This is a genomic window from Pseudomonas sp. R76, assembly GCF_009834565.1.
Lineage (GTDB): Bacteria > Pseudomonadota > Gammaproteobacteria > Pseudomonadales > Pseudomonadaceae > Aquipseudomonas.
Map to the genome: position 1 here is coordinate 2,061,090 of NZ_CP019428.1, position 24,831 is coordinate 2,085,920.

Consider the following 24,831-nt stretch of genomic DNA (forward strand, 5'->3'; position numbering starts at 1 on the left):
GCAGGGTCAGGCAATACAGTGGGTGACTGACCCACCGCATTCGCGAGCAAGCCCGCTCCCACAGGGGATCTCCTTCATCCTTTAGAGATCTGGGCCATTCAACCATTCCTGATTCATGGTTTCGGTATCGCCCAGGTACTCCAGCAACCAACTCATCGCCGGCGACAGCTTGTTCTGCGCCCACGCCACGCACGACGGGCTGGCCGGGAACGGTCGGCTCAATTGCAGCGCCACCAGCTCGCCGCGTTCAATCCACGGCAGCACTTGATGCGCCGGGGCCATGCCGACGCACAGGCCATCGCGCAGGCAATCCAGCGCCGAGGCCCAGTTGGGCACCACCAGCCGGCGTTGGTTATCCAGGGTCCAGGTGTCGCGCTTGGGCAGGTTGCGCGAGGTGTCGGTCATGCACAGCGACGCGAACGGGCGCAGTTGGTCGTCGCTGAGCAAGCCGTCCATCGCCGCCAGTGGGTGCCTGGCGCTGACCACACACAGCCAGTTCAGCAGCCCCATGTCACGAAAGGTGAAGTGGCTGGCCACCGGTACGGCGCTGGTGGCGCCGATCACGATGTCGGTGCGCTCATCGGCCAAGGCGTCCCACACGCCGTTGTACACCTCGTATTCCAGCAACAGTTCCACTTCGGGGAACTGCCGGTAGAAGTCCAGTACCAACTGCCGACAGCGCTGGGGTTTGACGATTGAGTCCACGGCCACCTTCAATTGGCCGCTCCAGCCATTCGCCACCTGTTGGCACAAGCGCCGGGTGCCGAGCATTTTTTTCATCACGCCGCGGGCTTCGTCTATAAATAAACGGCCGGCGGGCGTCAGTTCTACATCGCGATGCCTGCGCACAAACAGTGGCACCGCCAGCCATTCTTCAAGCTGGCGCACGGTGTAGCTGATGGCGGACGGCACGCGATGCAGTTCCTGGGCGGCGGCGCTGAAGCTGCCGTGGCGTGCCACGGCATCGACGACGTCCAGTGAATATTCTGACCACATTACGGCTGCCTTCAAATTATTTGATAAGAGTGTCCAATTATTATCGCTTCACACACTCACTGTCAGCTTAATAATAGGCGCCAGTCAGCAAATAGTTTGATGGCAGGTTCAGCAAGGCTTCAATGAAAAATTCTTTTGGTTTCACCTGGTATCTGGCGGGGCTGAGCATGCTCGGTTATCTCGCCATGGACATGTACTTGCCGGCGTTCGGCGCCATGGGCGAGCAATTGCACATTAGCGCGGGCGCCGTGGGCGCCAGCTTGAGTATTTTCCTCGCCGGCTTTGCGGTGGGGCAGTTGTTGTGGGGGCCGTTGTCCGACCGACTGGGGCGCAAGCCGATTCTACTGACCGGCCTGAGCCTGTTCGTGCTGGGTTGCGCAGGCATGTTCTGGGTCGAAACTGCGCCTCAGCTGTTGGCGTTGCGGTTTATGCAGGCGATTGGCGTGTGTTCCGCCGCCGTCAGTTGGCAGGCGCTGGTGATCGACCGTTACCCGGCTGACAAGGCGCACCGCGTGTTCGCCAGCATCATGCCGCTGATGTCGCTGTCACCGGCGCTGGCGCCGTTGCTGGGGGCGATGGTGTTGAATCACTTCGGCTGGCAGGCGATCTTTGCGGTGTTGCTGGGCGTGTCGCTGCTATTGCTGCTGCCGACGCTGTTCCTGCGCAAGATGCCGAAACGTCGCGCAGAGCAGGGCGGGCCTTCGCGCCTCGGTTATGGGCAGTTGCTGACCTCGCGCGTGTTCACCGGCAACGTGATGATCTTCGCCGCCTGTTCCGCCAGTTTCTTTGCCTGGCTGACCGCGTCGCCGTTCATCCTCGGCGATATGGGTTACAGCCCGAATGACATCGGCCTGAGCTACGTGCTGCCGACCCTGGCTTTTCTGATCGGTGGTTACAGCTGCCGCAGCGCGTTGCAGCATTACCAGGGCAAAACCCTGCTGCCCTGGTTGCTGGTGGCGTATTGCATCAGCATGGTGGCGTTGTACCTGGTCGCCACGTTGACGGTGCCGACCCTGACCACTTTGCTGATCCCGTTCTGCCTGATGGCGCTGGTCAACGGTGCGAGCTACCCGATCGTGGTGGCGAATGCGCTGATGCCGTTTGCGGAAAATTCCGGCAAGGCGGCAGCACTGCAAAACACCTTGCAACTGGGGCTGTGCTTTCTCAGCAGCCTGCTGGTGTCGTCGATGATTGATCAGCCGTTGTTGATCACTGTGATTGTGATGTTGGCGACGGCGCCGCTGGCGGTGTTGGGTTACTGGCTGGCGCGGCCGAAGGCGGACAATTCCGAGCTCGCCAACGCCTAAAGCTGAAATGGGATCAAACCTGTGGGAGCGGGCTTGCCTGCGATAGCATCGACTCGGTGATTCTGAAGTACCGAGGTGTCTGCATCGCAGGCAAGCCAGCTCCCACAGTTGATTGGGTTTGTTCAGTGGCTAGAAGGTGACTTCCATATTCAACGTCGGCGTTGACGTTCGAGTACCCCGCCCACCATCCACGCCGAACTTGTTGTGCCAGTACTCATACCCCACGCCGAGATACAGGTTCGGCTTCACGCTTTTACCCGGCCGCACCGCCACCATCAGCGCGCTGCGCATCAGTGTTTCCGGTGCGGTGTCACGGCCGTGGTAGTCCTCGCCTTTTTCCCCGACGTAATTGATGAACCCCTGGAACTTCGCCGCGTGGTTGGCGATGTCGAACGGGCGCATCCACGTCAGGTTGAGCATGTAGGTGTCGTCGAACGTGTGGTTCGACTCCTGCGCGCCGGGGATGCCGGTGTGGTTTCTTTCCTTGTAGTACATCAGGCTCAAATCCAGCACGCCGACGGTGTTGAACTTCAACGTCGGGCCGATCACCAGTGCGCGTTTTTTGGCTGAGGCAGCGTTGTTGTTGTTGCGGTTGGCGTCGAAGCCCAGGGTCAGCGCATAGTCCTTGATCAGCCCGGTGCCGAGCGGCACGTCAAATACCCGCGACGCGTACAGCTGATGCCGGTAAACAGCGTAAACCTCACTGCCGCCATGGTCGGTGCCCTTGCGCGGGTCGTGGCTGTCGGACAGGAACACATCCAGGTTCAGGTAGTTGCTGCCGTATTGGTAGCCGCTGGCGTGGGTAAAGCTGTAGATGCGCTTGCTGAAATCATTCGGGTTATTCGGATTGGTGAAGTGCTGGCCGTAGCGAAATCCTACGCTGTTGTTCATCCATTCCACCGCGACAGCCTCCCCGCCGCCGAGAAGGGTGAGTGCAACGGTTGCGCCCTGTAATGCCTTTTTCATTGTTATCGGTCCTTTGGCGTTCTGGCTCATGACGGCCGGATTGTTTTTGTAACGCCGATGGAGGGTATCTTGTTCGATTGATTGTATACAACTATATGGACATCAAGTCCAAACATTGCATACAGTGTTCGCACAACAAAAACAGAGAACCCCTCACCATGACTATCCCGAAGGCGTCACCGCAGCGGCCAGAAGATGAGAATCTCGGCGTCGCGGCCAACATGGCTTACGGCCTGCAGCATGTGCTCACCATGTACGGCGGCATTGTTGCCGTGCCGTTGATCGTTGGCCAGGCGGCCGGTTTGTCTCCGGCGGACATCGGCCTGTTGATTGCCGCGTCATTGTTTGCCGGTGGCTTGGCCACGCTGTTGCAGACGCTCGGCCTGCCGTTTTTTGGCTGCCAGCTGCCGCTGGTGCAGGGCGTGTCGTTTGCCGGTGTGGCAACCATGGTGGCGATTGTCGGCAGTGATGGCGCGGGCGGGGTGCCGGCGATTCTCGGGGCGGTGATGGCCGCGTCGTTTATCGGGCTGTTGATCACGCCGGTGTTCTCACGGATCACCAAGTTTTTCCCGCCACTGGTCACCGGCATTGTGATCACCACGATTGGCCTGACGCTGATGCCAGTGGCAGCGCGCTGGGCCATGGGCGGCAACAGCCGCGCGGCGGATTTCGGCAGCACGGCCAATATCGGCCTGGCGGCGCTGACCCTGGTGCTGGTGTTGTTGCTGAGCAAGATCGGCAGCGCGACCATCTCGCGCCTGTCGATCCTGCTGGCCATGGTGATCGGCACCGTGATCGCGGTGTTTCTCGGCATGGCCGACTTCTCCGGCGTTGCTCAAGGGCCGATGTTCGGTTTCCCCACACCTTTCCATTTCGGCATGCCGACCTTTCACCTGGCGGCGATCATTTCCATGTGCATCGTGGTCATGGTGACCTTGGTGGAAACCTCGGCGGACATCCTCGCGGTGGGCGAGATCATCGACACCAAGGTCGACTCCAAGCGCCTGGGTAACGGCTTGCGCGCCGACATGCTGTCGAGCATGTTCGCGCCGATCTTTGGCTCATTCACCCAAAGTGCGTTCGCCCAGAACGTCGGTTTGGTGGCGGTAACCGGGGTGAAAAGTCGCTTTGTGGTGGCGACGGGCGGGGTGTTCCTGGTGGTGCTCGGCCTGCTGCCCTTTATGGGCCGGGTGATTGCCGCCGTGCCCACCTCGGTGCTCGGCGGCGCCGGGATTGTGCTGTTCGGCACCGTGGCGGCCAGTGGTATTCGCACCTTGTCGAAGGTGGATTACCGCAACAACATGAACCTGATCATCGTTGCCACCTCCATCGGTTTCGGCATGATCCCCATCGCCGCGCCGAACTTCTACGACCACTTCCCAACGTGGTTCGCGACCATTTTCCACTCAGGCATCAGTTCGTCGGCGATCATGGCGATCCTGCTGAACCTGGCGTTCAACCACTTCACCGCCGGTAACTCGGACCAGCAATCGGTGTTCGTGGCGGGGACTGAGCGCAGCTTGTGCTTCCACGATGTGGCGGCATTGCGCGATGGGGATTACTTCAGCGGCGGCAAGTTGTTTGATGCTGAGGGGAAGGAGATTCCGGTGGTGGCGGATGTACCCAGGAAGACGGTGAAGCCCGAGACGACCGAAGTCTAAATGATCGCTCCCACGCTCTGCGTGGGCGTGCATTCTGTGACGCTCCGCGTCACGACCTTGAGAGCGGACGCAGAGCGTCCAAGGGCGCATTCCCACGCGGAGCGTGGGAACGATCAATTAGCCGGCCTTGAGGACTTTGTGCGGCATTGAACAGGCCTCATCCAAAAACTTCACCACTGTGCCCATGCACGCCTGGCGCTCTTCCACGTGGGGCATGTGGCTGGAGTCTTCAAACAGCGCCCAGCGCACGTCCGCGATTTCATCCAGGAACGGCTTGACCACTAACGGCGTGGCCTCGTCGTGCCGGCCGGAGATCACCAGGGTCGGCACCTTGATCGCCGACAGCCGGCCAATCACATTCCAATCCTTCAAGCTGCCGATCACGTGAAACTCGGTCGGGCCACTCATGGCGTGGTACACAGTCGGGTCGGCATCCACGGCGGCAAAAGTGCGCGCCACTTCTTCCGGCCACGGGTTGACGCGGCACACGTGCTGGTCATAAAAAATCCGCGAAGCGACGAGGTATTCCGGGTCCTGGTAGGTGCCGGCCTGTTCGTGTTTAAGCAGGGTTTCATGCACGCCTTCCGGCAACAGTTTGCGCAGGCGGTTGGCTTCGCTGACCCAGGTGCGCATGCACGTGGGGGAGTTCGCCGGGATAAACGCGCGCAGGCCCTTGGGCTGCAAAATCGCGTGTTCGCTGCCGAGCATGCCGCCCCAGGATTGCCCGAGGATCGCGTAGTTATCGCTGATTTGCAGGTGGTCGAGCAGGTTGTCCAACTCGGCGAGGAACAGGTCGATGGTCCAGAACGACGCGTCCTTATCCGGCAAGTGGGTGGAGCGCCCATTGCCCAGTTGGTCGTAGTGAATCACCGCATGGCCGCTGGCCGCCACGTCTTTGAAGGCGTCGACATAGTCGTGCGTGCAGCCGGGGCCGCCGTGAATGATCACCAACGGTGTACGGCCGGTGGTCAGGTCGCCTGTCACGCGATACCAGGTCTGGTAGGCGCCGAAGGCCGCATAGCCTTCGCGGACTTTCTCGAAGAATTCCATTTCGTACCCTGCTCTGAAAAAAAGGATCAGGGCTACAATAATCGTCACGCAACGTTTAAGTAACTAGCAAAACAGCTAGGTTTTGCTGACGGGTCAGTCTTCCAGCAAACGGTAATGGGTGGCGCGCACCACCGCCTGCACGCGGTTCTTGGCCCCCAGTTTGTGCATCGCCGAGGCCAGGTGCAGGGTCACTACCGCCAATGAGCGGCTCAACTGCGTGGCGATTTCAGCGGCCGTAAGGCCATCGGCGGCCCATTTCAGGCATTCGCGTTCGCGTTTGGTCAGGTGAATATGCGGGTACGTGCGTAGTTCTTTGCTGAACAGCGGGTAGGCCGCTTCCTGCAGGGCATGGGTGATCAGGCTGAAGTCCGCCAGGGTCTGCTGCGCGTCCTTCAATACCGTACGCGCCTTGCCGGTGCGCAGGCCGGTCAGTGACGCGAAGCCGCCGCGCGGCAAGTGGATGGGCACGCTGACACCGCAGGTCAGTTGGCGCTCATGCAGGTAAGAGGAAACCGGCGCGTGGCACGGGTCGATGATCTTTTGCAGTGCGGTATCGGCTTTCGCCTCGTAGGACCACACGAACGGCGACACCGTGCTCAGGGCCAGATGTTGCACCGGGTCGATCTGGTAGAAGCCTTCGCTGCACCATAACGCGTGCCAGTCGGGCGGCGTATTGCGCAGTTCCAGCACCGAAGGGGTGATCAGTGAGCCGTCCTGGTCAATCGGCACCGGCGTGTAGTCGTACACCAGCGCATCGAAGCCCAACTGCTGGGCGAGGATAAACGTATTGTCCATCTGTTCATCCAGGCTCCTGCCTGGCATGAGACGGTTATTGAAGGCAGTAAGCTTGGCCAGCATCCGTTCTGCTCCCGAATTCATTTGAATCTCGACTTGCGGCAAGTAGAATGCCACGCCCCGGCGAAGGACTGCCAGGCCAAACCTATAAGAAATACTAGGTTATGGACGCGCGGCATCCTCGGTAGTGTTGGCCTGTAAACGGCCGCTACCTGCCAGGCCGATACAACACAAGGAATGTATGCATGTGGCGTGAAGTTGCCCCCGACCAGCAATACAACGTGCAAGTCGACGGCCATAACCTCGTGGTCTACAGCTTTGGCGATGGCGATGAGGTGCTCTTGTGTCTCAACGGCGGTCCGGGCCTGCCGTGTGACTACTTGCGCGACGCCCATGGCTGGCTCAAAGACCATAACCTGCGAGTGGTTGCATTCGACCAGCTTGGCACCGGCGCATCAGCCAGACCCACCGACGTTGCCTTGTGGGAAATCGGCCGTTATGTCGAAGAAGTCGAAACCGTGCGCCAGGCCCTCGGCTTGGGCCGTGTGCACTTGCTCGGGCATTCCTGGGGCGGCTGGTTGGGCATCGAATACGCCATCCACTATCCCCATGCGCTGAAAAGCCTGATCCTTTCAAATACCGTCGGCGACATTCCGCACCTGTCCCAGGAGCTTGAACGCCTGCGCGGCGCCCTCGGCAGCGAAACCGTGGCCATGATGCAGCGCCACGAAGCCATGGGCACCTTGGATCATCCGCAATACCAGGCCGCCATTACCTTGCTCAACTACCGCCACGTCTGCCGGCTGGACGAATGGCCGGAGCCGGTCAAGCGCTCGCTCGGTGACTGGAACATGGGCCCCTACGAAACCATGCAAGGCCCTAACGAGTTCCTCTACATCGGCAACCTCAAGGACTGGAACCGCATCCCCGAGATGGCCGAGTTCAGCATGCCGATCCTGATCACCACCGGCCAGCACGATGAGCTCACGCCCGCCTGTGCCCATCGCATGAAACTGGCCGCCAGGCATGCCGAACTGCACGTGTTCCCCAACAGCAGCCACATGCCTTTTTATGAGGAGCCCCACGCGTACTTCCCGGTGCTGCTGGACTTCCTCGCGCGTCACCGGGGCTGACGGATGAACCTGGCGCGCTACCGTTTTGTGCTGTCCCGGCCGCTGCAATTGCTGCCGGTGCTGTTTGGCATCAGCCTGATCACCTTTGTGCTGGTGCGTTCGATTCCCGGCGACCCGGCGCGGGCCTTGCTCGGCTCGCGCAGCACGCCGGATGCCCTGCTGAAAATCCGTGCCCAATACGGCCTCGATCAGCCGTTGTGGCTGCAATATTTCTACTTCCTCAAGAACCTGCTCAAGGGCGATCTCGGCCAATCCCTGCTGTATAAGGTCGACGCGTTGAAGCTGATCGTCACCCGTATCGAGCCGACGCTGGTGCTGGTGCTCGGCAGTGTGGTGCTGGCGCTGTTGATTGCGCTGCCGTTGGCGACCTGGGCGGCGCGCAATAAAGGCGGCTGGGCAGACAACCTGATCCGGGTGTTCACCACGGTCGGCCTGGGCATGCCCGCATTCTGGCTGGGCTTGATGTTGATTCTGTTGCTGAGTGTGAAGTGGGGCCTGTTCCCGGTGTCCGGCTATGGACGCACCTGGCTGGATAAAGCCCACCATATGCTGCTGCCGTGCCTGACCATCGCTCTGGCCCTGTCGGCGGTGCTGGTGCGCAACCTGCGGGCGAGCATGTTGATGGAGTTGCAGGCCGATCACGTCACCGCCGCCCGCGCGCGTGGGCTGTCGGAGGCCGCCGTGTTCCGCCGGCATGTGTTGCCCAATTCGCTGGTGCCGGCGGTCAACCTGCTGGCGGTGAATATCGGCTGGCTGATCAGCGGCACGGTGGTGATCGAGAGCCTGTTCGCGATTCCCGGCATCGGCCAATTGCTGGTGCGCGGCATCTTCACCCGCGACTACATGGTGGTGCAGGGCGTGGCGATGGTGCTGGCGTGTGCGACGGTGGTGGTCAACTTCCTCGCCGACGTGGTGACAGTCACCCTCGACCCACGGGTGAACATGCAATGAGCAGCCGCCCACTGATTGCCCCCTGGCGTTTGCGCCTGCGTTTCGGTTTTCGCAACGGTCGGCTGACCGCCGCGTGGGGCCTGTTGATTCTGCTGCTGTGGTTGGCCCTGGCGCTGTTTGCGCCGTGGATCGCACCTTTTGACCCGATTGCGCAAAACACCGAGATCAGTTTGCTCGGGCCCAGCCTGGCCCATCCGTTTGGCACGGATAACTACGGGCGCGACATTCTTTCGCGGGTGATCTGGGGCGCGCGCATCGACCTGCAACTGGCGATTGTCGGGGTGATTTTCCCTTTCATGATCGGCACTTTCATTGGCGCGGTGTCCGGCTATATCGGCGGGCGCTTCGACAGCTTCTGCATGCGTGTGATCGACGTGATCCTGGCCTTTCCGTTCCTGGTGTTGATGCTGGCGATCATGGCCATCCTCGGCCCCGGCTTGCAGAGCTTCTATATCGCCATGGCGCTGGTGGGCTGGGTGTCGTACGCGCGGCTGATTCGCTCGCAAATCCTGGTGCTCAAGGAAAGCGAGTTCGCCCTGGCCGCCAAGAGCCTGGGCTTTGGCCATGGGCGCATTCTGTTTCGGCACTTGCTGCCCAACGCGATGTTCGGCTCGATCGTGTTTTCCATGTCTGACGCGGTGCTGGTGCTGCTCAACGGCGCCGCCGTGAGCTACTTGGGCCTGGGCGTGCAGCCGCCGACCGCCGAGTGGGGCACGATGGTCGCCGAAGGGCAGGCGTTTATCACCACCGCCTGGTGGATCTGCACGTTTCCGGGGCTGGCAATCGTCACCTTGGCCATGGGTTTCAGCCTGCTCGCCGATGGCGTGGCGCACGTGTTGGGGGAGCGCACATGAGCCTGCTTCAGGTGCGGGACCTCAGCGTGATCGCCCACAATGCCGGGCGCGATGTCACCTTGGTCGACCGGGTGTCCTTTGACCTGGCCGAAGGTGAGATCCTCGGGCTGGTGGGCGAGAGCGGCTCGGGCAAGACCATGGCCTGTCGCGGGCTGATGCGCCTGTTGCCGTCGCCCAACCTGCGCGTGCAAGGCGGTGCTGTGCGCCTGGCCGGGCAAGACTTGTTGGCGTTGGATGACGCCGGCATGCGCGCCATACGCGGCGGGCAATTGGGCATGATCTTCCAGAACCCCAGCAGCCACCTCGACCCGTTGATGCGCATCGGCGAGCAGATCGCCGAGGGCATCCGCCTGCACCAGGGCGCGTCGAAAAAAGACGCGCGCCTGCAGGCCATCGAGGTGCTGCGTCAGGTGGGCATTCCCGATCCCAAGGTGCGGGTCGACAATTACCCACACGAGTTTTCCGGTGGCATGCGCCAGCGCGCGATGATTGCCGTGGCGCTGGGTTGCAACCCGAAAGTGCTGATCGCCGACGAGCCGACCACCGCCCTCGATGTGACGGTGCAGGCGCAAATCCTGCGCCTGTTGCTGGACCTGCGCGACAGGCGCGGCCTGTCGATCATCATGATCACCCACGACCTCGGGGTGGTGGCGCAGACCTGCGACTCCATCGCGGTGATGTACGGGGGGCGCCTGTGCGAGCACGGCAGCAAGTACGACCTGCTGGCCCATCCGCAACACCCGTACACCGCCGGCCTGATCGATTGCCAACCGGCCCACAGCAGTGGCCACGCCTTGCTGCGCACGATTCCCGGGCAGCCGCCGTTGCTGGATGCATTGCCCGACGGTTGCCGCTTCAACCCGCGCTGCCCGCAGGCGCGCGCGTTGTGTACCGAGGTGCTGCCGGAAGGCACGCGGGTGGCGTGTCACTATCCGTTGGGAGATCGCCCACAAGCCTGTTGCAGATCAAGGACCTTGAGGTGCGTTTTGCCGCGTCCGGCACGGGCATGTTCAGCCTCAATAAACAGTGGGTGAGGGCGGTCAACGGCGTGTCGCTGAACCTGGCCGCAGGCGAAACCCTGGGGCTGGTCGGCGAGTCCGGCAGCGGCAAGAGCACGCTCGGCCGGGCGATCCTGCACCTCAACCCGATCAGCGCCGGCCAAGTGCTGTTTGACGGCATCGACATGGCCCACGGCAGTGCCATCGATATCGCGCGCCTGCGGCATGATACCGCGATGATCTTCCAGGACCCGTACGCCGCGCTGAACCCCCGCCACACCATCGGCGAAACCATCGGCGAAGTGTTACGCGTGCAGCGCAAAGTCGCCCCGCAACAGATCGCGGCGCGCGTCAATGAACTGCTCGACCTGGTCGGCCTGCGCCCCGAACTGGCTAGTCGCAAACCCGCTTCCCTCAGCGGCGGCCAGTGCCAGCGCGTCGGTATCGCGCGTGCCTTGGCGGTGGAGCCGCGCTTGATCATCGCCGATGAATGCGTGGCGGCGCTGGATGTGTCGATCCAGGGCCAGATCATCAACCTGCTGCTGGAACTGCAACAGCGCATGAACCTGGCGATTCTGTTTATCGCCCACGACCTGGCCATTGTGCGTCGCCTGTGCGACCGCGTGGCGGTGATGTACTTGGGCAAGATCGTCGAAGAAGGGCCGGTGGAAGCGGTGTTTACCGCGCCGCGCCATCCGTACACGGCGGCGTTGATCGAGGCGATCCCCGAGATCGATCCGCATCGGCCATTGCCTGCAGAACCATTGCCGGGCGAGCCACCAAGCCCGCTGAATTTGCCTACAGGCTGCGCCTTTCACCCGCGTTGCCGACATGCCCGGACGATGTGTTCCGTGGTGTTGCCGCCGACGCATTTCCTGCACGAGCATCGATACAGTTGCGTGCTTGAACAGCCATTGACCCTTTCTGCCGTCCTAAACAAGGAGTTATGACATGCAATCCCGTCACTTGAAGTTGCTCGCCGCCGCTACATTAACGGCGTGGTCTCTTACCGCTGGCTTGGCGCAAGCCGCCGGCGTACTGACCATCGGCTGCCGTGAAGACAGCACCACCTTCGACCCGATCAAAAGCGCGCAAAACCGCGACACCTGGGTGTTCGCCAACGTCTACGACACGCTGGTGCGCGTGGATAACCTGGGCACCAAGATGGAACCGGGCCTGGCGCAAAGCTGGGAGATTTCCAAGGACGGCCTGACCTACACCTTCAAATTGCGCGAGGCGAAGTTCTCCGACGGCTCGCCGATCACCGCCGACGATGCGGCGTTCAGCTTGCTGCGTATCCGCGACAACAAGGCCTCGCTGTGGAGCGACCCGTTCAGCCTGATCAACACCGCCAAGGCGTCGGACCCGCAAACGCTGGTAGTCACCCTGAAAACCCCGGCTGTAGCCTTCCTCTCGCAATTGGCGTCGCCGACGGTGTCGATCCTGTCGGAAAAGGCCATGACCAAAATGGGCGAAGACGCCTACTCGGAAAACCCGGTGACCTCCGGAGCGTTTACCGTGGAAGAGTGGCGCAAGGGCGATCGGGTCATTCTCAAGAAGAACCCGAACTTCTGGCAGGCCAAAAACGTCAGCCTGGATGGCGTGGAGTGGGTGTCGGTCACCGATGACAATACGCGCATGCGCATGGTGCAGAACAACGAACTCGACACGGCGATCTTCGTACCGTTCTCCCGCGTCGAAGAGCTGAAGAAAGACAAAAACGTAGTGATCCACGCCGACCCGTCCACCCGTGAAGATCACTTGCTGATCAACCACGCCCACGGCCTGCTGGCCAAGCAGCAGGTGCGCGAGGCGCTGGACATGGCCATCGATAAACAATCGCTGGTCAAGACCGCCACCTACGGTCAAGGCACCGTGGCCTATTCCTACATCCCCAAAGGCTCGCTGTACCACTACGCCAACAACCTGCAACGCCCGTATGACCCGACCGCTGCCAAGAAACTGCTGGAAGAGGCTGGCGCCAAGGACTTGAAGCTCAATTACGTGGTCAACGCCGGCAACGAAGCCGACGAGCAGATTGCGGTGATCATCAAGGACCAGTTGGCCAAGGTTGGTGTGACCGCCAACCTGCAGAAAGTCGACCCGACCCAAAGCTGGCAGATGCTGGTGGACGGTGAGTACGATATTTCGGTGATGTACTGGACCAACGACATCCTCGACCCGGACCAGAAGACCACCTTCGTGCTGGGCCACGACACCAACCAGAACTACATGACCCGCTACAAGAACGACAAGGTCAAGGCACTGGTGGCGGCGGCGCGGATCGAGGCCGACCCGGTCAAGCGTGAGCAGATGTATGTGGAATTGCAGAAGCTGGCGAAACAGGACGTGAACTGGATCGACTTGTACTACAGCCCGTACATCAACATCTCACGCAAGAATGTGAGCAACTTCCTGCAGAACCCGCTGGGGCGTTTTACCCTGGAAGAAGTGGTGAAAAACTAAACCTCACCGCTTGATCGTTCCCACGCTCTGCGTGGGAATGAATCCTATGACGCTCCGCGTCACCCTTGCATAAGCGGGACGCGGAGCGTCCTTGGCGGCATTCCCACGCGGAGCGTGGGAACGATCAGCGGAGTGTGGGAACGATCAGCGGAGCGGCAGGTTACTGCGCATCAAACGCTTGCCCATTGATGCCGGCACTGTCCGGCCCCATCAGGTACAGGTACACCGGCATGATTTCTTCCGGCGCCGGCCGTTCCATCGGGTTTTCACCGGGGTAGGCCTGGGCGCGCATGCTGGTGCGTGTACCGCCTGGGTTGATGCTGTTGGCGCGTACCGAGGCGACGTCTTCCAGCTCATCGGCCAGGGTTTGCATCAAGCCTTCGGTTGCAAATTTCGACACGCCATACGCGCCCCAGTACGCCCGGCCTTTGCGCCCGACGCTGCTGGAGGTGAACACCACCGACGCGTCCTGGGACAGCTTGAGCAGTGGCAGCAAGGTGCTGGTCAGCATGAACATTGCGTTGACGTTGACGTGCATCACTCGCATGAAGTTTTCACCGGACAACTGCTCGATCGGCGTGCGTGGGCCGATGATCGAGGCGTTGTGCAGCAGGCCGTCGAGGTGGCCGAACTCCTTTTCGATCATCGCGGCCAGCTCATCGTATTGATGGGGCAGGGCGGTTTCCAGGTTGAACGGAATCACCACCGGCTGCGGTTGGCCCGCCGCTTCGATCTCGTCATACACCTGGGCCAGGTTGGCTTCGGTCTTGCCCAGCAACAACACGGTGGCGCCATGGGCGGCGTAGGTTTTTGCCGCTGCGGCGCCAATCCCGCGACCGGCACCGGTCACCAGGATTACCCGGCCTTTGAGCAGTTCTGGGCGTGCGGAGTAATCAAACATAAATAGCCTCGACAGAATTCAAGGTGATACAGCTCTTGAAGTGGAATCCATTTCAGGTGGGAGCTGGCTTGCCTGCGATGGCGGTCTGCCAGCCAGCACCTCTGGCGACAGGTAATCCGTCATCGCAGGCAAGCCAGCTCCCACAGTGATCTCAGTGTGGGTGAGATCTTCGAACAATCAGCAACTGCACAGTGCGTTATCCAGCACCTTGCGCAGTTCCAGCGGGTGATCCACCACCACATCGGCGCCCCAATTGCGCGGGTTGTCGTCCGGGTGGATGTAGCCGAACGTAACCGCGGCGGTGCGGGTGCCGGCGTCGCGGCCGGACTCGATGTCACGCAGGTCATCGCCCACGAACAGCACGCTGGCCGGGTCCAGGTCGAGCATCTTGCACGCCAGGATCAGCGGTTCCGGGTCTGGCTTGCTGTTCTTTACGTGGTCCGGGCAGATCAGCAGCGCCGAGCGCTCGGCCAGGCCCAACTGCTGCATGATCGGTTCGGCAAAGCGCAGCGGCTTGTTGGTGACCACGCCCCACACCAGCTTGGATTTTTCGATGTCCTGCAGCAGTTCTTCCATGCCGTCGAACAGTTTGCTGTGGATCGCGCAGCCCTTGAGGTAGCGCTCCAGGAACTCCAGGCGCAGTTCTTCAAAGCCTGGGGATTCGGGGTCCATCGAGAAGGTCACGGCGACCATCGCCCGCGCGCCACCGGAGATTTCATCACGGATGTGCTGGTCGTTGATCGGCGCCAGGCCGCGATCGGCGCGCATCGCCTGGCAGATCGCGATGAAGTCCGGCGCGGTGTCCAGCAACGTACCGTCCATATCGAAGAGAACCGCTCGCAACTTCACAGGCTTACTCCTCGCGCAGGGTCTGGATCATGTAGTTGACGTCAACGTCGCTGGCCAACTTGTAGTGCTTGGTCAGTGGGTTGTAGGTCAGGCCGATGATGTCTTTGACGGTCAGCCCGGCCTGACGGCTCCAGGCGCCCAGCTCGGAGGGGCGGATGAATTTCTTGAAGTCATGGGTGCCGCGTGGCAGCAGCTTCATGATGTATTCAGCGCCGATGATCGCGAACAGGTAGGCCTTGGGGTTGCGGTTGATGGTGGAGAAGAACACCTGGCCGCCCGGCTTGACCATGCGAAAGCACGCGCGGATCACCGAGGACGGGTCGGGCACGTGCTCGAGCATCTCAAGGCAGGTGACCACGTCGAACTGCTCGGGCATTTCCTCGGCCAGGGCTTCGGCGGTGATCTGGCGGTATTCCACGCTCACGCCGGATTCCAGCTGGTGCAGTTGAGCCACGGCCAGTGGCGCTTCGCCCATGTCGATGCCCATTACGGTGGCGCCACGCTGGGCCATGGCTTCGCTGAGGATGCCGCCGCCGCAACCGACGTCGAGCACCTTCTTGCCGGCCAGGTTGACGCGTTCGTCAATCCAGTTGACCCGCAGCGGGTTGATGTCGTGTAGGGGTTTGAACTCGCTTTCGCGGTCCCACCAGCGGTGAGCCAGGGCTTCGAATTTGGCGATTTCGGCGTGGTCGACGTTGCTCATGGTGAATCCTCTAAATCTGATAAATCGGTCTGCCGGTCTTGAACGCCAGGGTTCAAGATCGGCGTTATTCGCTGTGCCCGCTGATGCGTTGGCCCCAGGCAATGGCCGTGGCGGTCAACTGTTGTTCATCCATGCGGGTCAATTGCCGGTCGTCGAGCAACTGCTTGCCGGCGACCCAAAGGTGTTTCACACAATCGCGTCCGGTGGCATATATAAGCTGTGAGACCGGATCGTAGATCGGTTGTTGCGCCAGCCCTGAAAGATCAAAGGCCACGATATCGGCAGCCTTGCCGACTTCCAGCGAGCCAATCTCGCTTTCCATGCCCATGGCGCGGGCGCCGTTGAGCGTGGCCATGCGCAGGGCGCGGTGGGCATCCAGGGCGGTGGCCGAGCCGGCGACGGCCTTGGCCAGCAGCGCGGCGGTACGGGTTTCGCCCAACAGGTCAAGGTCATTGTTGCTGGCGGCGCCATCGGTGCCGATCGCCACGTTGACGCCAGCCTGCCACAGACGCTCCACCGGGCAAAAGCCGCTGGCCAGTTTCAGGTTCGATTCCGGGCAATGGATGATGCTGGTGTTGCTTTCTACCAGCAAAGCCAGGTCATCCTCGCTGATTTGGGTCATATGAACGGCCTGGAAGCGCGGGCCGAGCAGGCCGAGGCGGCCCAGGCGCGCCAATGGGCGCTCACCCGTCTTCTCGACGGCTTGCTGCACTTCGAAGGCGGTTTCGTGCACGTGCATATGAATGGACGCGTCCAGCTCTTCGGCGATGATGCGGATTTTCTCCAGGTTTTCGTCGCACACGGTGTACGGCGCGTGGGGCCCGAAGGTGATCTTGATGCGCGGGTGGTGCTTGAGGTCGCCGAACAGCTCGACGCCCTGGCGAATCGCCTCGTCGGGTGTGCTGGCGCCGGGAATCGGGAAGTCGAGGATCGGAATCGCGATTTGCGCGCGCATGCCGCTGTTGTGCACGCAGTCGCTGGCGACCTTGGGGTAGAAGTACATGTCGGAGAAGCAGGTGATGCCACCCTTGAGCTGTTCGGCGATAGCCAGGTCGGTGCCGTCGCGCACGAAGGCTTCATCGACCCATTTGGCTTCGGCGGGCCAGATATGCTTTTCCAGCCAGGTCATCAATGGCAGGTCATCGGCCAGGCCGCGAAACAGGCTCATCGCCGCGTGCCCGTGGGCGTTGATCAGACCGGGGCTGAGCAACATGCCCGGCAGCTCGCGTACTTCACTGGCCGCCAGCTTCAAGGCCGCAGCCCGCGGCCCGATAAAGGCAATGCGCCCATCACGGATGCCCAGGCCATGTTCCTTGAGCACCACGCCGGCAGGTTCGACAGGCACCAGCCAAGTGGGCAGCAGCAACAGGTCGAGCGGGGCGGCAGTGGAGGTCATCGCAGGCTTCTTCCCAGGCAGCTATAAAAGAAGGGCGAAGTATACCCGAGCGTCCTGGCTGGCGGATCGCTATAATCGGCGGCTTTTGTTCATGAGTGCGGGGTAAGGGATGCGCGACCGACTGTTAGCGGCAGACAACGTGAGGGCCATCGAGTGGCGTGATGGCGCACTGCACCTGCTCGATCAGCGTGCCTTGCCGTCCCGGGAAGCCTGGGTTGCCTGCACTACCGCGGCTGAAGTCGCCGACGCGATTCGCACGATGGTGGTGCGCGGCGCCCCGGCGATTGGTATCAGCGCCGCCTATGGCCTGGTGCTCGCCGCCCGTGAACGCATCGCTGAAGGCGGTGATTGGCAGGCTGCGTGGGAAGAAGACTACGCGCTCCTGGCCGATAGCCGCCCGACCGCGTCGAACCTGTTCTGGGCCTTGAAGCGCATGCGCGATCGCCTCGACCGCGTCAAGAAGCACGCCGACCCGCTGGCGGTGCTGGAAGCCGAAGCCATCGCGATCCATGAAAGTGATCGGGAGGCCAATGTGGTCATGGCCCAATTGGGCCTCGATCGGATTCGCAAACACCAAGGCAACGCTCAGGCGATCCTGACCCACGGCAATGCCGGTGCGCTGGCCACGGGCGGCGTCGGCACGGCCCTTGGGGTGGTTCGCGCGGCCTTCCTTGAAGGTTTGGTTGAACATGTCTATGTCAATGAAACGCGGCCCTGGCTGCAAGGTTCGCGGCTGACCGCGTGGGAGCTGGCAGGCGAGGGCATCCCGGTGACGGTCAATGCTGACTCGGCCGGCGCGCATATCCTCAAGACCAAGGGCGTGACCTGGGTGATCGTCGGCGCCGACTGCATTGCCGCCAACGGTGATGTGATCGGCACCATCGGCACCTATCAGCTGGCCGTGTGCGCGATGCACCATGGCGTGCGCTTCATGGTGGTGGCGCCGAGTTCGACGCTTGATTTGATGATGGCCACCGGCGAAGACGTCAGCCTGGAAGAGCGTGAGGCGGCTGAGTTGCTGGATGTGATGGGCCAGCGCTTGGAGGTTGCGGCGTTTAACCCGGTGTTTGACGTGACGCCGGCCGACCTGATTGATGTGATCGTGACCGAAAAAGGCGTCGTCGAGCGGCCGGATACGGCCAAGTTGGCCAAGTTGATGTGCCGTAAGCGGTTGCATTGAGGAGGGTGGCGCCTGTGAGATTGCATTCGCGAGCAAGCCCGCTCCCACATTTGAATTGTGAACACATTCAAGTGTGGGAGCGGGCTTGCTCGCGAATGGGCCTTCAAAGTCAACAAAATCCTTGGATCTGAACCTTGAAAATAGCATCAACCCACTTCTGAGCCTCTCTCGTCCCCCTCAAGCCTGTCATCCGTCAAATTACTAGCCTCCATGCGCATCAGGGGGATAGGTGCGTGGCGGCGATTGTGATAACATCCGGCGGTTTCCAGGGTGGCCCCGAGGGGCTGCCTATAACGTGCAGATCCGTGTCATAACTCGTTGATTTGTCGTAAGTCGTTGTCAGGCACTCTGCCGGCAGCGGCGAGCTTCGTTCGTCCCATATGGATGTGACGAGGTTTCACCCGAAAAAGGAATCAGGCTTCTCATGGGCGAACTGGCCAAAGAAATCCTCCCGGTCAATATCGAAGACGAGCTGAAACAGTCCTACCTCGACTACGCGATGAGCGTAATTGTCGGTCGGGCACTGCCTGATGCGCGCGATGGCTTGAAGCCCGTGCACCGGCGTGTGCTGTTCGCGATGAGCGAGCTGGGTAACGACTGGAACAAGCCGTACAAGAAATCTGCCCGTGTTGTCGGTGACGTGATCGGTAAGTATCACCCTCACGGCGACACTGCGGTGTACGACACCATCGTTCGGATGGCCCAGCCGTTTTCCCTGCGCTACCTGCTGGTAGACGGCCAGGGCAACTTCGGTTCGGTCGACGGCGACAACGCTGCGGCCATGCGATACACCGAAGTGCGCATGACCAAGCTGGCGCACGAGCTGCTGGCCGACCTGCATAAAGAAACCGTGGACTGGGTGCCGAACTACGACGGCACCGAAATGATCCCGGCGGTCATGCCAACCCGTATTCCCAACCTGCTGGTCAACGGCTCCAGCGGTATCGCCGTGGGCATGGCCACCAACATCCCGCCACACAACCTCGGTGAAGTCATCGACGGTTGCCTGGCCCTCATCGACAACCCTGAGCTGACCGTCGATGAGCTGATGCAATACATCCCCGGCCCGGACTTCCCGACCGCGGCGATCATCAACGGTCGCGCCGGCATCATCGAAGCCTACCGCACCGGTCGCGGCCGCATTTACATGCGCGCCCGCTCGATCATCGAAGACATCGACAAGGTCGGTGGCCGCCAGCAGATCGTCATTACCGAGCTGCCTTACCAGCTGAACAAGGCGCGTCTGATCGAGAAGATCGCCGAGCTGGTTAAAGAGAAGAAGCTCGAAGGCATCACCGAGCTGCGCGACGAGTCCGACAAAGACGGTATGCGCGTAGTGATCGAACTGCGTCGTGGCGAAGTGCCTGAGGTGATCCTCAACAACCTCTACGCCCAGACCCAGCTGCAAAGCGTGTTTGGTATCAACGTGGTTGCACTGATCGACGGTCGCCCGCGCATCCTGAACCTCAAGGATCTGCTGGAAGCCTTCGTGCGTCACCGCCGCGAAGTCGTCACACGCCGTACCGTGTTCGAACTGCGTAAAGCGCGCGAGCGTGGGCACATCCTGGAAGGCCAGGCGGTTGCCCTGTCGAACATTGACCCGGTTATCGCGCTGATCAAGGCTTCGCCGACGCCGTCGGAAGCTAAAGAAGCCCTGATCAAGATGCCGTGGGAATCCAGCGCCGTTGTGGCGATGGTTGAACGTGCCGGTGCCGATTCGTGCCGCCCGGAGACCCTCGACCCGCAATACGGTCTGCGTGACGGCAAGTACTTCCTGTCGCCGGAACAGGCCCAGGCCATCCTGGAACTGCGCCTGCACCGCCTGACCGGCCTGGAGCACGAGAAGCTGCTGGCCGAGTACCAGGAGATCCTCAACCAGATCGGCGAGTTGATCCGCATCCTCAGCAGCGCCGTGCGCCTGATGGAAGTGATCCGCGAAGAACTGGAAGTGATCCGCGCCGAATACGGCGACGTGCGCCGCACCGAAATCCTCGATGCGCGCCTCGACCTGACCCTGGGTGACATGATCCCGGAAGAAGAGCGTGTGGTGACCATCTCCCACGGTGGTTATGCCAAGACCCAGCCGCTGGCTGCGTACCAGGCCCAGCGTCGTGGTGGTAAAGGTAAATCGGCTACCGGCGTGAAGGATGAGGACTACATCGCTCACCTGCTGGTCGCCAACAGCCACACCACGCTGCTGCTGTTCTCCAGCAAAGGCAAAGTGTACTGGCTGAAAACCTACGAAATCCCTGAAGCCTCGCGTGCCGCCCGTGGTCGCCCGCTGGTCAACCTGCTGCCGCTGGACAGTGATGAATACATCACCACCATGCTGCCGGTCGAGGAATACACCGAAGGTCACTTCATCTTCATGGCGACCGCCAAAGGCACCGTGAAGAAGACCCCGCTGGAATCCTTCAGCCGTCAACGCAGCGTGGGCCTGATCGCCCTGGAGCTGGATGAAGGCGACGTACTGATCTCCGCTGCCATTACCGATGGCGAGCGTGAAGTCATGCTGTTCTCCGACGGCGGCAAAGTGACACGCTTCAAGGAATCCGACGTTCGCGCCATGGGCCGTACCGCCCGCGGTGTGCGCGGCATGCGTCTGCCGGAAGGGCAGAAGCTGATTTCGATGCTGATCCCGGAAGAAGGCAGCCAGATCCTCACCGCTTCCGAGCGTGGGTATGGCAAGCGTACCGCCATCAGCGAGTTCCCGGAGTACAAGCGTGGCGGCCAGGGCGTTATTGCCATGGTCAGCAACGATCGCAACGGCCGTCTGGTCGGCGCGGTCCAGGTGCTCGATGGCGAGGAAATCATGCTGATTTCCGACCAGGGCACGCTGGTACGTACTCGTGTGGCTGAAGTGTCGAGCCTGGGTCGTAACACCCAGGGCGTGACGCTGATCAAGCTGGCCAAAGACGAAAAACTGGTCGGCCTGGAGCGTGTGCAGGAGCCATCGGAAGTCGAAGGCGAGGAGCTGGAAGGCGAGGAATTTGAAGGCGAGGTGATCGCAGCAGGCGATGACAACGTTGACGAGCCAACCCTCGACGCTGCCGCAGACGAAGAAGAACCGCAGGAATAAGCGGACACACAGGGGGCGGATGAAGATTCGCCCCCTTGTTGTTTGTCCCCTTTGAAACACAAGTTTTTGTCCTGGCTCGGTCCCTGTGGGAGCTGGCTTGCCTGCGATAGCATCACCTCGGTATCACTGAGCTACCCAGGTGCCTGTATCGCAGGCAAGCCAGCTCCCACAAAGGTCCGCTCCAGAGAAAGCGCGTTACCGAACATGATTGCAGCCCCAACCAGAGCAGAGTGAGATTGGATGTGAGCAAGAGAGCCTATAACTTCTGTGCCGGTCCCGCGGCGCTTCCTGAAGCAGTCCTGCAGCGTGCGCAGGGTGAACTCCTCGACTGGCATGGAAAAGGCCTCTCCGTGATGGAAATGAGCCATCGCAGCGATGAGTTCGTGTCCATTGCCACCAAGGCCGAGCAGGATTTGCGCGACTTGCTGGACATCCCATCCGATTACAAAGTGTTGTTCCTGCAAGGCGGCGCCAGCCAGCAGTTTGCCCAGATTCCGCTGAACCTGCTGCCCGAAGGCGGCACTGCCGACTATATCGACACCGGTATCTGGGGCCAGAAGGCCATTGAAGAGGCCTCGCGCTACGGTCACGTCAATGTGGCCGGCACCGCCAAGCCTTACGACTACTTCGCGATTCCGGGTCAGAACGAGTGGAAGTTGTCTGCGGATGCGGCCTACGTTCACTACGTCGCCAACGAAACCATCGGCGGCCTGGAATTCGACTGGGTACCGCAAGTGGGTGACGTGCCATTGGTGTGCGACATGTCCTCGGACATCCTCTCGCGCCCGATCGACGTGTCCAAGTACGGCATGATCTACGCCGGTGCACAGAAAAACATCGGCCCGAGCGGCATCCTGGTCAACATCATCCGTGAAGACTTGCTGGGTCGCGCCCGTTCGCTGTGCCCGACCATGCTCAACTACAAGGTCGCGGCCGATAACGGTTCGATGTACAACACCCCGCCGGCGTTTGCCTGGTATTTGTCCGGTTTGGTTTTCGAGTGGCTCAAGGAGCAGGGCGGTGTCGCCGCCATGGGCAAGCTGAACGAAGAGAAGAAGCGCACCCTGTACGACTTCATCGACGCCAGCGGCCTGTACAGCAACCCAATCAACCTCACCGACCGCTCGTGGATGAACGTGCCGTTCCGTCTGGCTGATGATCGTCTGGACAAGCCGTTCCTGGCCGGTGCCGACGCGCGTGGCCTGCTGAACCTCAAGGGCCACCGTTCGGTCGGTGGCATGCGCGCCTCCATTTACAACGCTGTCGACATCAACGCCATCAAGGCGCTGGTTGCCTACATGGCAGAGTTCGAAAAGGAACACGGCTAATGTCTGAGCAAGAACTCAAGGCTCTGCGCGTACGCATTGACAGTCTGGACGAGAAAGTCCTAGAGCTGATCAGTGAGCGCGCGCGGTGCGCCCAGGAAGTGGCACGGGTGAAAATGGCGTCCCTGGCGGAAGGCGAAGTGCCGGTGTTCTACCGGCCCGAGCGCGAAGCCCAGGTGCTCAAGCGCGTCATGGAACGTAACAAGGGCCCGTTGGGCAACGAAGAGATGGCGCGGTTGTTCCGTGAAATCATGTCGTCGTGCCTGGCCCTTGAGCAGCCGTTGAAAGTCGCGTACCTCGGCCCTGAAGGCACCTTCACCCAGGCGGCGGCCATGAAGCACTTCGGCCACGCGGTGATCAGCAAGCCGATGGCGGCGATCGACGAAGTGTTCCGTGAAGTGGCGGCCGGTGCGGTGAACTTTGGCGTGGTGCCGGTGGAAAACTCCACCGAAGGCGCGGTCAACCACACGCTGGACAGCTTCCTTGAGCACGACATGGTGATCTGCGGCGAAGTCGAGCTGCGCATCCACCACCACCTGCTGGTGGGTGAGAACACCAAGACCGACAGCATCAGCCGTATCTACTCCCACGCCCAGTCCTTGGCCCAGTGTCGCAAGTGGCTGGATGCGCATTACCCGAATGTCGAGCGCGTGGCGGTCTCCAGTAACGCTGAGGCGGCCAAGCGGGTCAAGGGTGAGTGGAACTCGGCGGCGATTGCCGGTGATATGGCCGCGGGCCTCTACGGCCTGACGCGCCTGGCCGAAAAAATCGAGGACCGCCCGGATAACTCCACGCGCTTCTTGATGATCGGCAGCCAGGAAGTGCCGCCGACCGGCGACGACAAGACCTCGATTATTGTCTCCATGAGCAACAAGCCCGGCGCGTTGCATGAGCTGCTGGTGCCGTTCCACGACAACGGGATTGACCTGACGCGAATCGAAACTCGCCCTTCGCGCAGCGGTAAATGGACGTATGTGTTCTTTATCGACTTCATCGGCCACCACCGCGACCCGCTGGTTAAAGGTGTGCTGGAGAAAATCAGTCAGGAAGCCGTAGCACTCAAGGTGCTGGGCTCTTACCCGAAAGCGGTTTTGTGAGGCTTTAACATGAGTGGCAACTTCCTCGCCCTGGCTCAGCCGGGCGTGCAACAACTGTCGCCTTACGTACCAGGCAAGCCTGTGGATGAGCTGGCGCGTGAGTTGAACCTGGACCCGTCGAAGATCGTCAAGCTGGCCAGTAATGAAAACCCGCTGGGGCCAAGCCCGAAGGTACTGGCGGCGATTCGTGAAGAGTTGGCCGAGCTGACGCGCTATCCGGACGGCAACGGTTTTGCCCTCAAATCCCTGCTGGCGGAAAACTGCCGGGTCGAGCTGAACCAGGTGACCCTGGGTAACGGTTCCAACGACATTCTTGAACTGGTCGGCCGCGCGTATCTGGCGCCAGGGCTGAATGCAGTGTTCAGCGAGCACGCATTCGCGGTCTATCCGATTGTTACCCAGGCTGTCGGTGCCGATGCGCGCGTGATTCCCGCCAAGGATTGGGGGCACGACCTGCCGGCCATGTTGGCCGCCATCGACGCCCAGACCCGCGTGGTGTTTATCGCCAACCCGAACAACCCGACCGGCACCTGGTTCGATGCGCAAGCGTTGAACGACTTCCTGCAAGACGTGCCGGAGCACGTGTTGGTGGTGCTGGACGAGGCCTATATCGAGTACGCCGAAGGCAGCGACCTGCCGGATGGCCTGGACCTCCTGGCGGCTTACCCGAACCTGCTGGTGTCGCGCACCTTCTCCAAGGCCTATGGCCTTGCCTCACTGCGGGTTGGCTACGGCCTGTCCACGGCGGTGGTCGCCGACGTGCTGAACCGCGTGCGCCAGCCGTTCAACGTCAACAGCCTTGCCCTGGCGGCGGCGTGTGCTGCGGTGAAAGATGCCGAGTACCTGGAAGAAGGGCGACGCATCAACGAAAGCGGCATGCTGCAACTGCAGGAAGGCTTCCGTGAGTTGGGCCTGGGCTGGATTCCGTCCAAAGGCAATTTCATTTGCGTCGATCTCGCTCAAGTGGCCGCCCCGGTGTTCCAGGGCCTGCTGCGCGAAGGCGTAATTGTGCGTCCGGTCGCCAACTACGGCATGCCGAACCACCTGCGTATCACGATTGGTTTGCCGGCGGAAAACAGCCGCTTACTGGAGGCGTTGGCCAAGGTTCTGGCTCGTGGTTGATG

General features: G+C 61.3%; 20 protein-coding genes and 1 pseudogene. 13 read left to right on the top strand and 8 right to left on the bottom strand.

Features of this window, described 5'->3' with window-relative positions; translation table 11 throughout:
• Positions 1 to 81 precede the first annotated feature (81 nt).
• A complete protein-coding gene (gene punR, locus PspR76_RS09425) occupies positions 82 to 996 on the bottom strand; it encodes a DNA-binding transcriptional activator PunR (RefSeq protein WP_159954948.1) in 915 nt (304 codons plus the stop codon).
• Positions 997 to 1,118: 122 nt separating this feature from the next.
• On the opposite strand from punR, the gene punC reads away from it, so the two are divergent.
• On the top strand, positions 1,119 to 2,303 hold the full coding sequence (gene punC, locus PspR76_RS09430; RefSeq protein ID WP_159954949.1) for a purine nucleoside transporter PunC: 1,185 nt from the start codon (positions 1,119 to 1,121) through the stop codon (positions 2,301 to 2,303).
• Between the two features lie 129 nt (positions 2,304 to 2,432).
• Here punC and PspR76_RS09435 read toward each other — a convergent pair whose 3' ends face one another.
• Positions 2,433 to 3,269: a nucleoside-binding protein gene (locus PspR76_RS09435; RefSeq protein ID WP_159954950.1), complete on the bottom strand. Its 837-nt coding sequence runs from the start codon at positions 3,267 to 3,269 to the stop codon at positions 2,433 to 2,435.
• Between the two features lie 158 nt (positions 3,270 to 3,427).
• Here PspR76_RS09435 and PspR76_RS09440 point away from each other — a divergent pair, with 158 nt between their 5' ends.
• Positions 3,428 to 4,930 carry a nucleobase:cation symporter-2 family protein gene (locus PspR76_RS09440; RefSeq protein WP_159954951.1) on the top strand — a complete coding sequence of 501 codons (1,503 nt, stop codon included), beginning with the start codon at positions 3,428 to 3,430 and terminating at the stop codon, positions 4,928 to 4,930.
• 117 nt (positions 4,931 to 5,047) lie between these two features.
• Here the strand turns inward: PspR76_RS09440 and PspR76_RS09445 are convergent, their stop codons facing one another.
• Both PspR76_RS09445 and PspR76_RS09450 read right to left on the bottom strand, forming a co-directional pair.
• Positions 5,048 to 5,980: a proline iminopeptidase-family hydrolase gene (locus PspR76_RS09445; RefSeq protein ID WP_159954952.1), complete on the bottom strand. Its 933-nt coding sequence runs from the start codon at positions 5,978 to 5,980 to the stop codon at positions 5,048 to 5,050.
• A gap of 93 nt (positions 5,981 to 6,073) precedes the next feature.
• The gene (locus tag PspR76_RS09450; RefSeq protein WP_159954953.1) at positions 6,074 to 6,838 is read right to left on the bottom strand and encodes a LuxR family transcriptional regulator; all 765 of its coding nucleotides are present in this window, start codon (positions 6,836 to 6,838) and stop codon (positions 6,074 to 6,076) included.
• Positions 6,839 to 7,020: 182 nt separating this feature from the next.
• On the opposite strand from PspR76_RS09450, the gene PspR76_RS09455 reads away from it, so the two are divergent.
• From PspR76_RS09455 to PspR76_RS09480, 6 genes and pseudogenes are all read left to right on the top strand, one after another.
• A complete protein-coding gene (locus tag PspR76_RS09455) occupies positions 7,021 to 7,908 on the top strand; it encodes a proline iminopeptidase-family hydrolase (protein ID WP_159954954.1) in 888 nt (295 codons plus the stop codon).
• Between the two features lie 3 nt (positions 7,909 to 7,911).
• The gene (locus PspR76_RS09460) at positions 7,912 to 8,859 is read left to right on the top strand and encodes an ABC transporter permease (protein WP_159954955.1); all 948 of its coding nucleotides are present in this window, start codon (positions 7,912 to 7,914) and stop codon (positions 8,857 to 8,859) included.
• Positions 8,856 to 9,713, top strand: a complete 858-nt coding sequence (locus PspR76_RS09465; protein ID WP_159954956.1) for an ABC transporter permease — start codon at positions 8,856 to 8,858, stop codon at positions 9,711 to 9,713. The genes PspR76_RS09460 and PspR76_RS09465 overlap by 4 nt, the downstream gene beginning before the upstream one ends.
• Positions 9,710 to 10,663 (top strand): annotated as a pseudogene (locus PspR76_RS09470) (ABC transporter ATP-binding protein); the annotation flags it as partial. The gene PspR76_RS09465 and the pseudogene PspR76_RS09470, both read left to right, overlap by 4 nt.
• Positions 10,664 to 10,719: 56 nt before the next feature.
• Positions 10,720 to 11,661: an ABC transporter ATP-binding protein gene (locus PspR76_RS09475; protein WP_159961379.1), complete on the top strand. Its 942-nt coding sequence runs from the start codon at positions 10,720 to 10,722 to the stop codon at positions 11,659 to 11,661.
• 1 nt (position 11,662) lies between these two features.
• Entirely contained in the window at positions 11,663 to 13,177 is a 1,515-nt protein-coding gene (locus tag PspR76_RS09480) for an ABC transporter substrate-binding protein (protein ID WP_159954957.1), read from the top strand.
• Between the two features lie 160 nt (positions 13,178 to 13,337).
• Here the strand turns inward: PspR76_RS09480 and PspR76_RS09485 are convergent, their stop codons facing one another.
• From PspR76_RS09485 to PspR76_RS09500, 4 genes are all read right to left on the bottom strand, one after another.
• On the bottom strand, positions 13,338 to 14,078 hold the full coding sequence (locus tag PspR76_RS09485) for a YciK family oxidoreductase (protein ID WP_159954958.1): 741 nt from the start codon (positions 14,076 to 14,078) through the stop codon (positions 13,338 to 13,340).
• 177 nt (positions 14,079 to 14,255) lie between these two features.
• Positions 14,256 to 14,927: an N-acetylmuramic acid 6-phosphate phosphatase MupP gene (gene mupP / locus PspR76_RS09490; RefSeq protein ID WP_159954959.1), complete on the bottom strand. Its 672-nt coding sequence runs from the start codon at positions 14,925 to 14,927 to the stop codon at positions 14,256 to 14,258.
• 4 nt (positions 14,928 to 14,931) lie between these two features.
• The gene (ubiG, locus tag PspR76_RS09495; protein WP_003172645.1) at positions 14,932 to 15,630 is read right to left on the bottom strand and encodes a bifunctional 2-polyprenyl-6-hydroxyphenol methylase/3-demethylubiquinol 3-O-methyltransferase UbiG; all 699 of its coding nucleotides are present in this window, start codon (positions 15,628 to 15,630) and stop codon (positions 14,932 to 14,934) included.
• Between the two features lie 64 nt (positions 15,631 to 15,694).
• Positions 15,695 to 17,026 (bottom strand): TRZ/ATZ family hydrolase, encoded by a 1,332-nt coding sequence (locus PspR76_RS09500; protein ID WP_159954960.1) that lies wholly within the window; start codon positions 17,024 to 17,026, stop codon positions 15,695 to 15,697.
• Between the two features lie 109 nt (positions 17,027 to 17,135).
• Here PspR76_RS09500 and mtnA point away from each other — a divergent pair, with 109 nt between their 5' ends.
• The 5 genes from mtnA (at position 17,136) to hisC (ending at position 24,829) form a co-directional block, all read left to right on the top strand.
• Positions 17,136 to 18,206, top strand: coding sequence for an S-methyl-5-thioribose-1-phosphate isomerase (gene mtnA / locus PspR76_RS09505; protein WP_159954961.1), 1,071 nt, complete (start codon positions 17,136 to 17,138; stop codon positions 18,204 to 18,206).
• 424 nt (positions 18,207 to 18,630) lie between these two features.
• Positions 18,631 to 21,285 carry a DNA gyrase subunit A gene (gene gyrA, locus PspR76_RS09510; protein WP_159954962.1) on the top strand — a complete coding sequence of 885 codons (2,655 nt, stop codon included), beginning with the start codon at positions 18,631 to 18,633 and terminating at the stop codon, positions 21,283 to 21,285.
• A gap of 242 nt (positions 21,286 to 21,527) precedes the next feature.
• A complete protein-coding gene (serC, locus tag PspR76_RS09515; protein ID WP_159954963.1) occupies positions 21,528 to 22,613 on the top strand; it encodes a 3-phosphoserine/phosphohydroxythreonine transaminase in 1,086 nt (361 codons plus the stop codon).
• On the top strand, positions 22,613 to 23,707 hold the full coding sequence (pheA, locus tag PspR76_RS09520) for a prephenate dehydratase (protein WP_003172650.1): 1,095 nt from the start codon (positions 22,613 to 22,615) through the stop codon (positions 23,705 to 23,707). The genes serC and pheA overlap by 1 nt, the downstream gene beginning before the upstream one ends.
• Before the next feature lie 9 nt (positions 23,708 to 23,716).
• Entirely contained in the window at positions 23,717 to 24,829 is a 1,113-nt protein-coding gene (gene hisC, locus PspR76_RS09525; RefSeq protein WP_159954964.1) for a histidinol-phosphate transaminase, read from the top strand.
• Positions 24,830 to 24,831 lie beyond the last annotated feature (2 nt).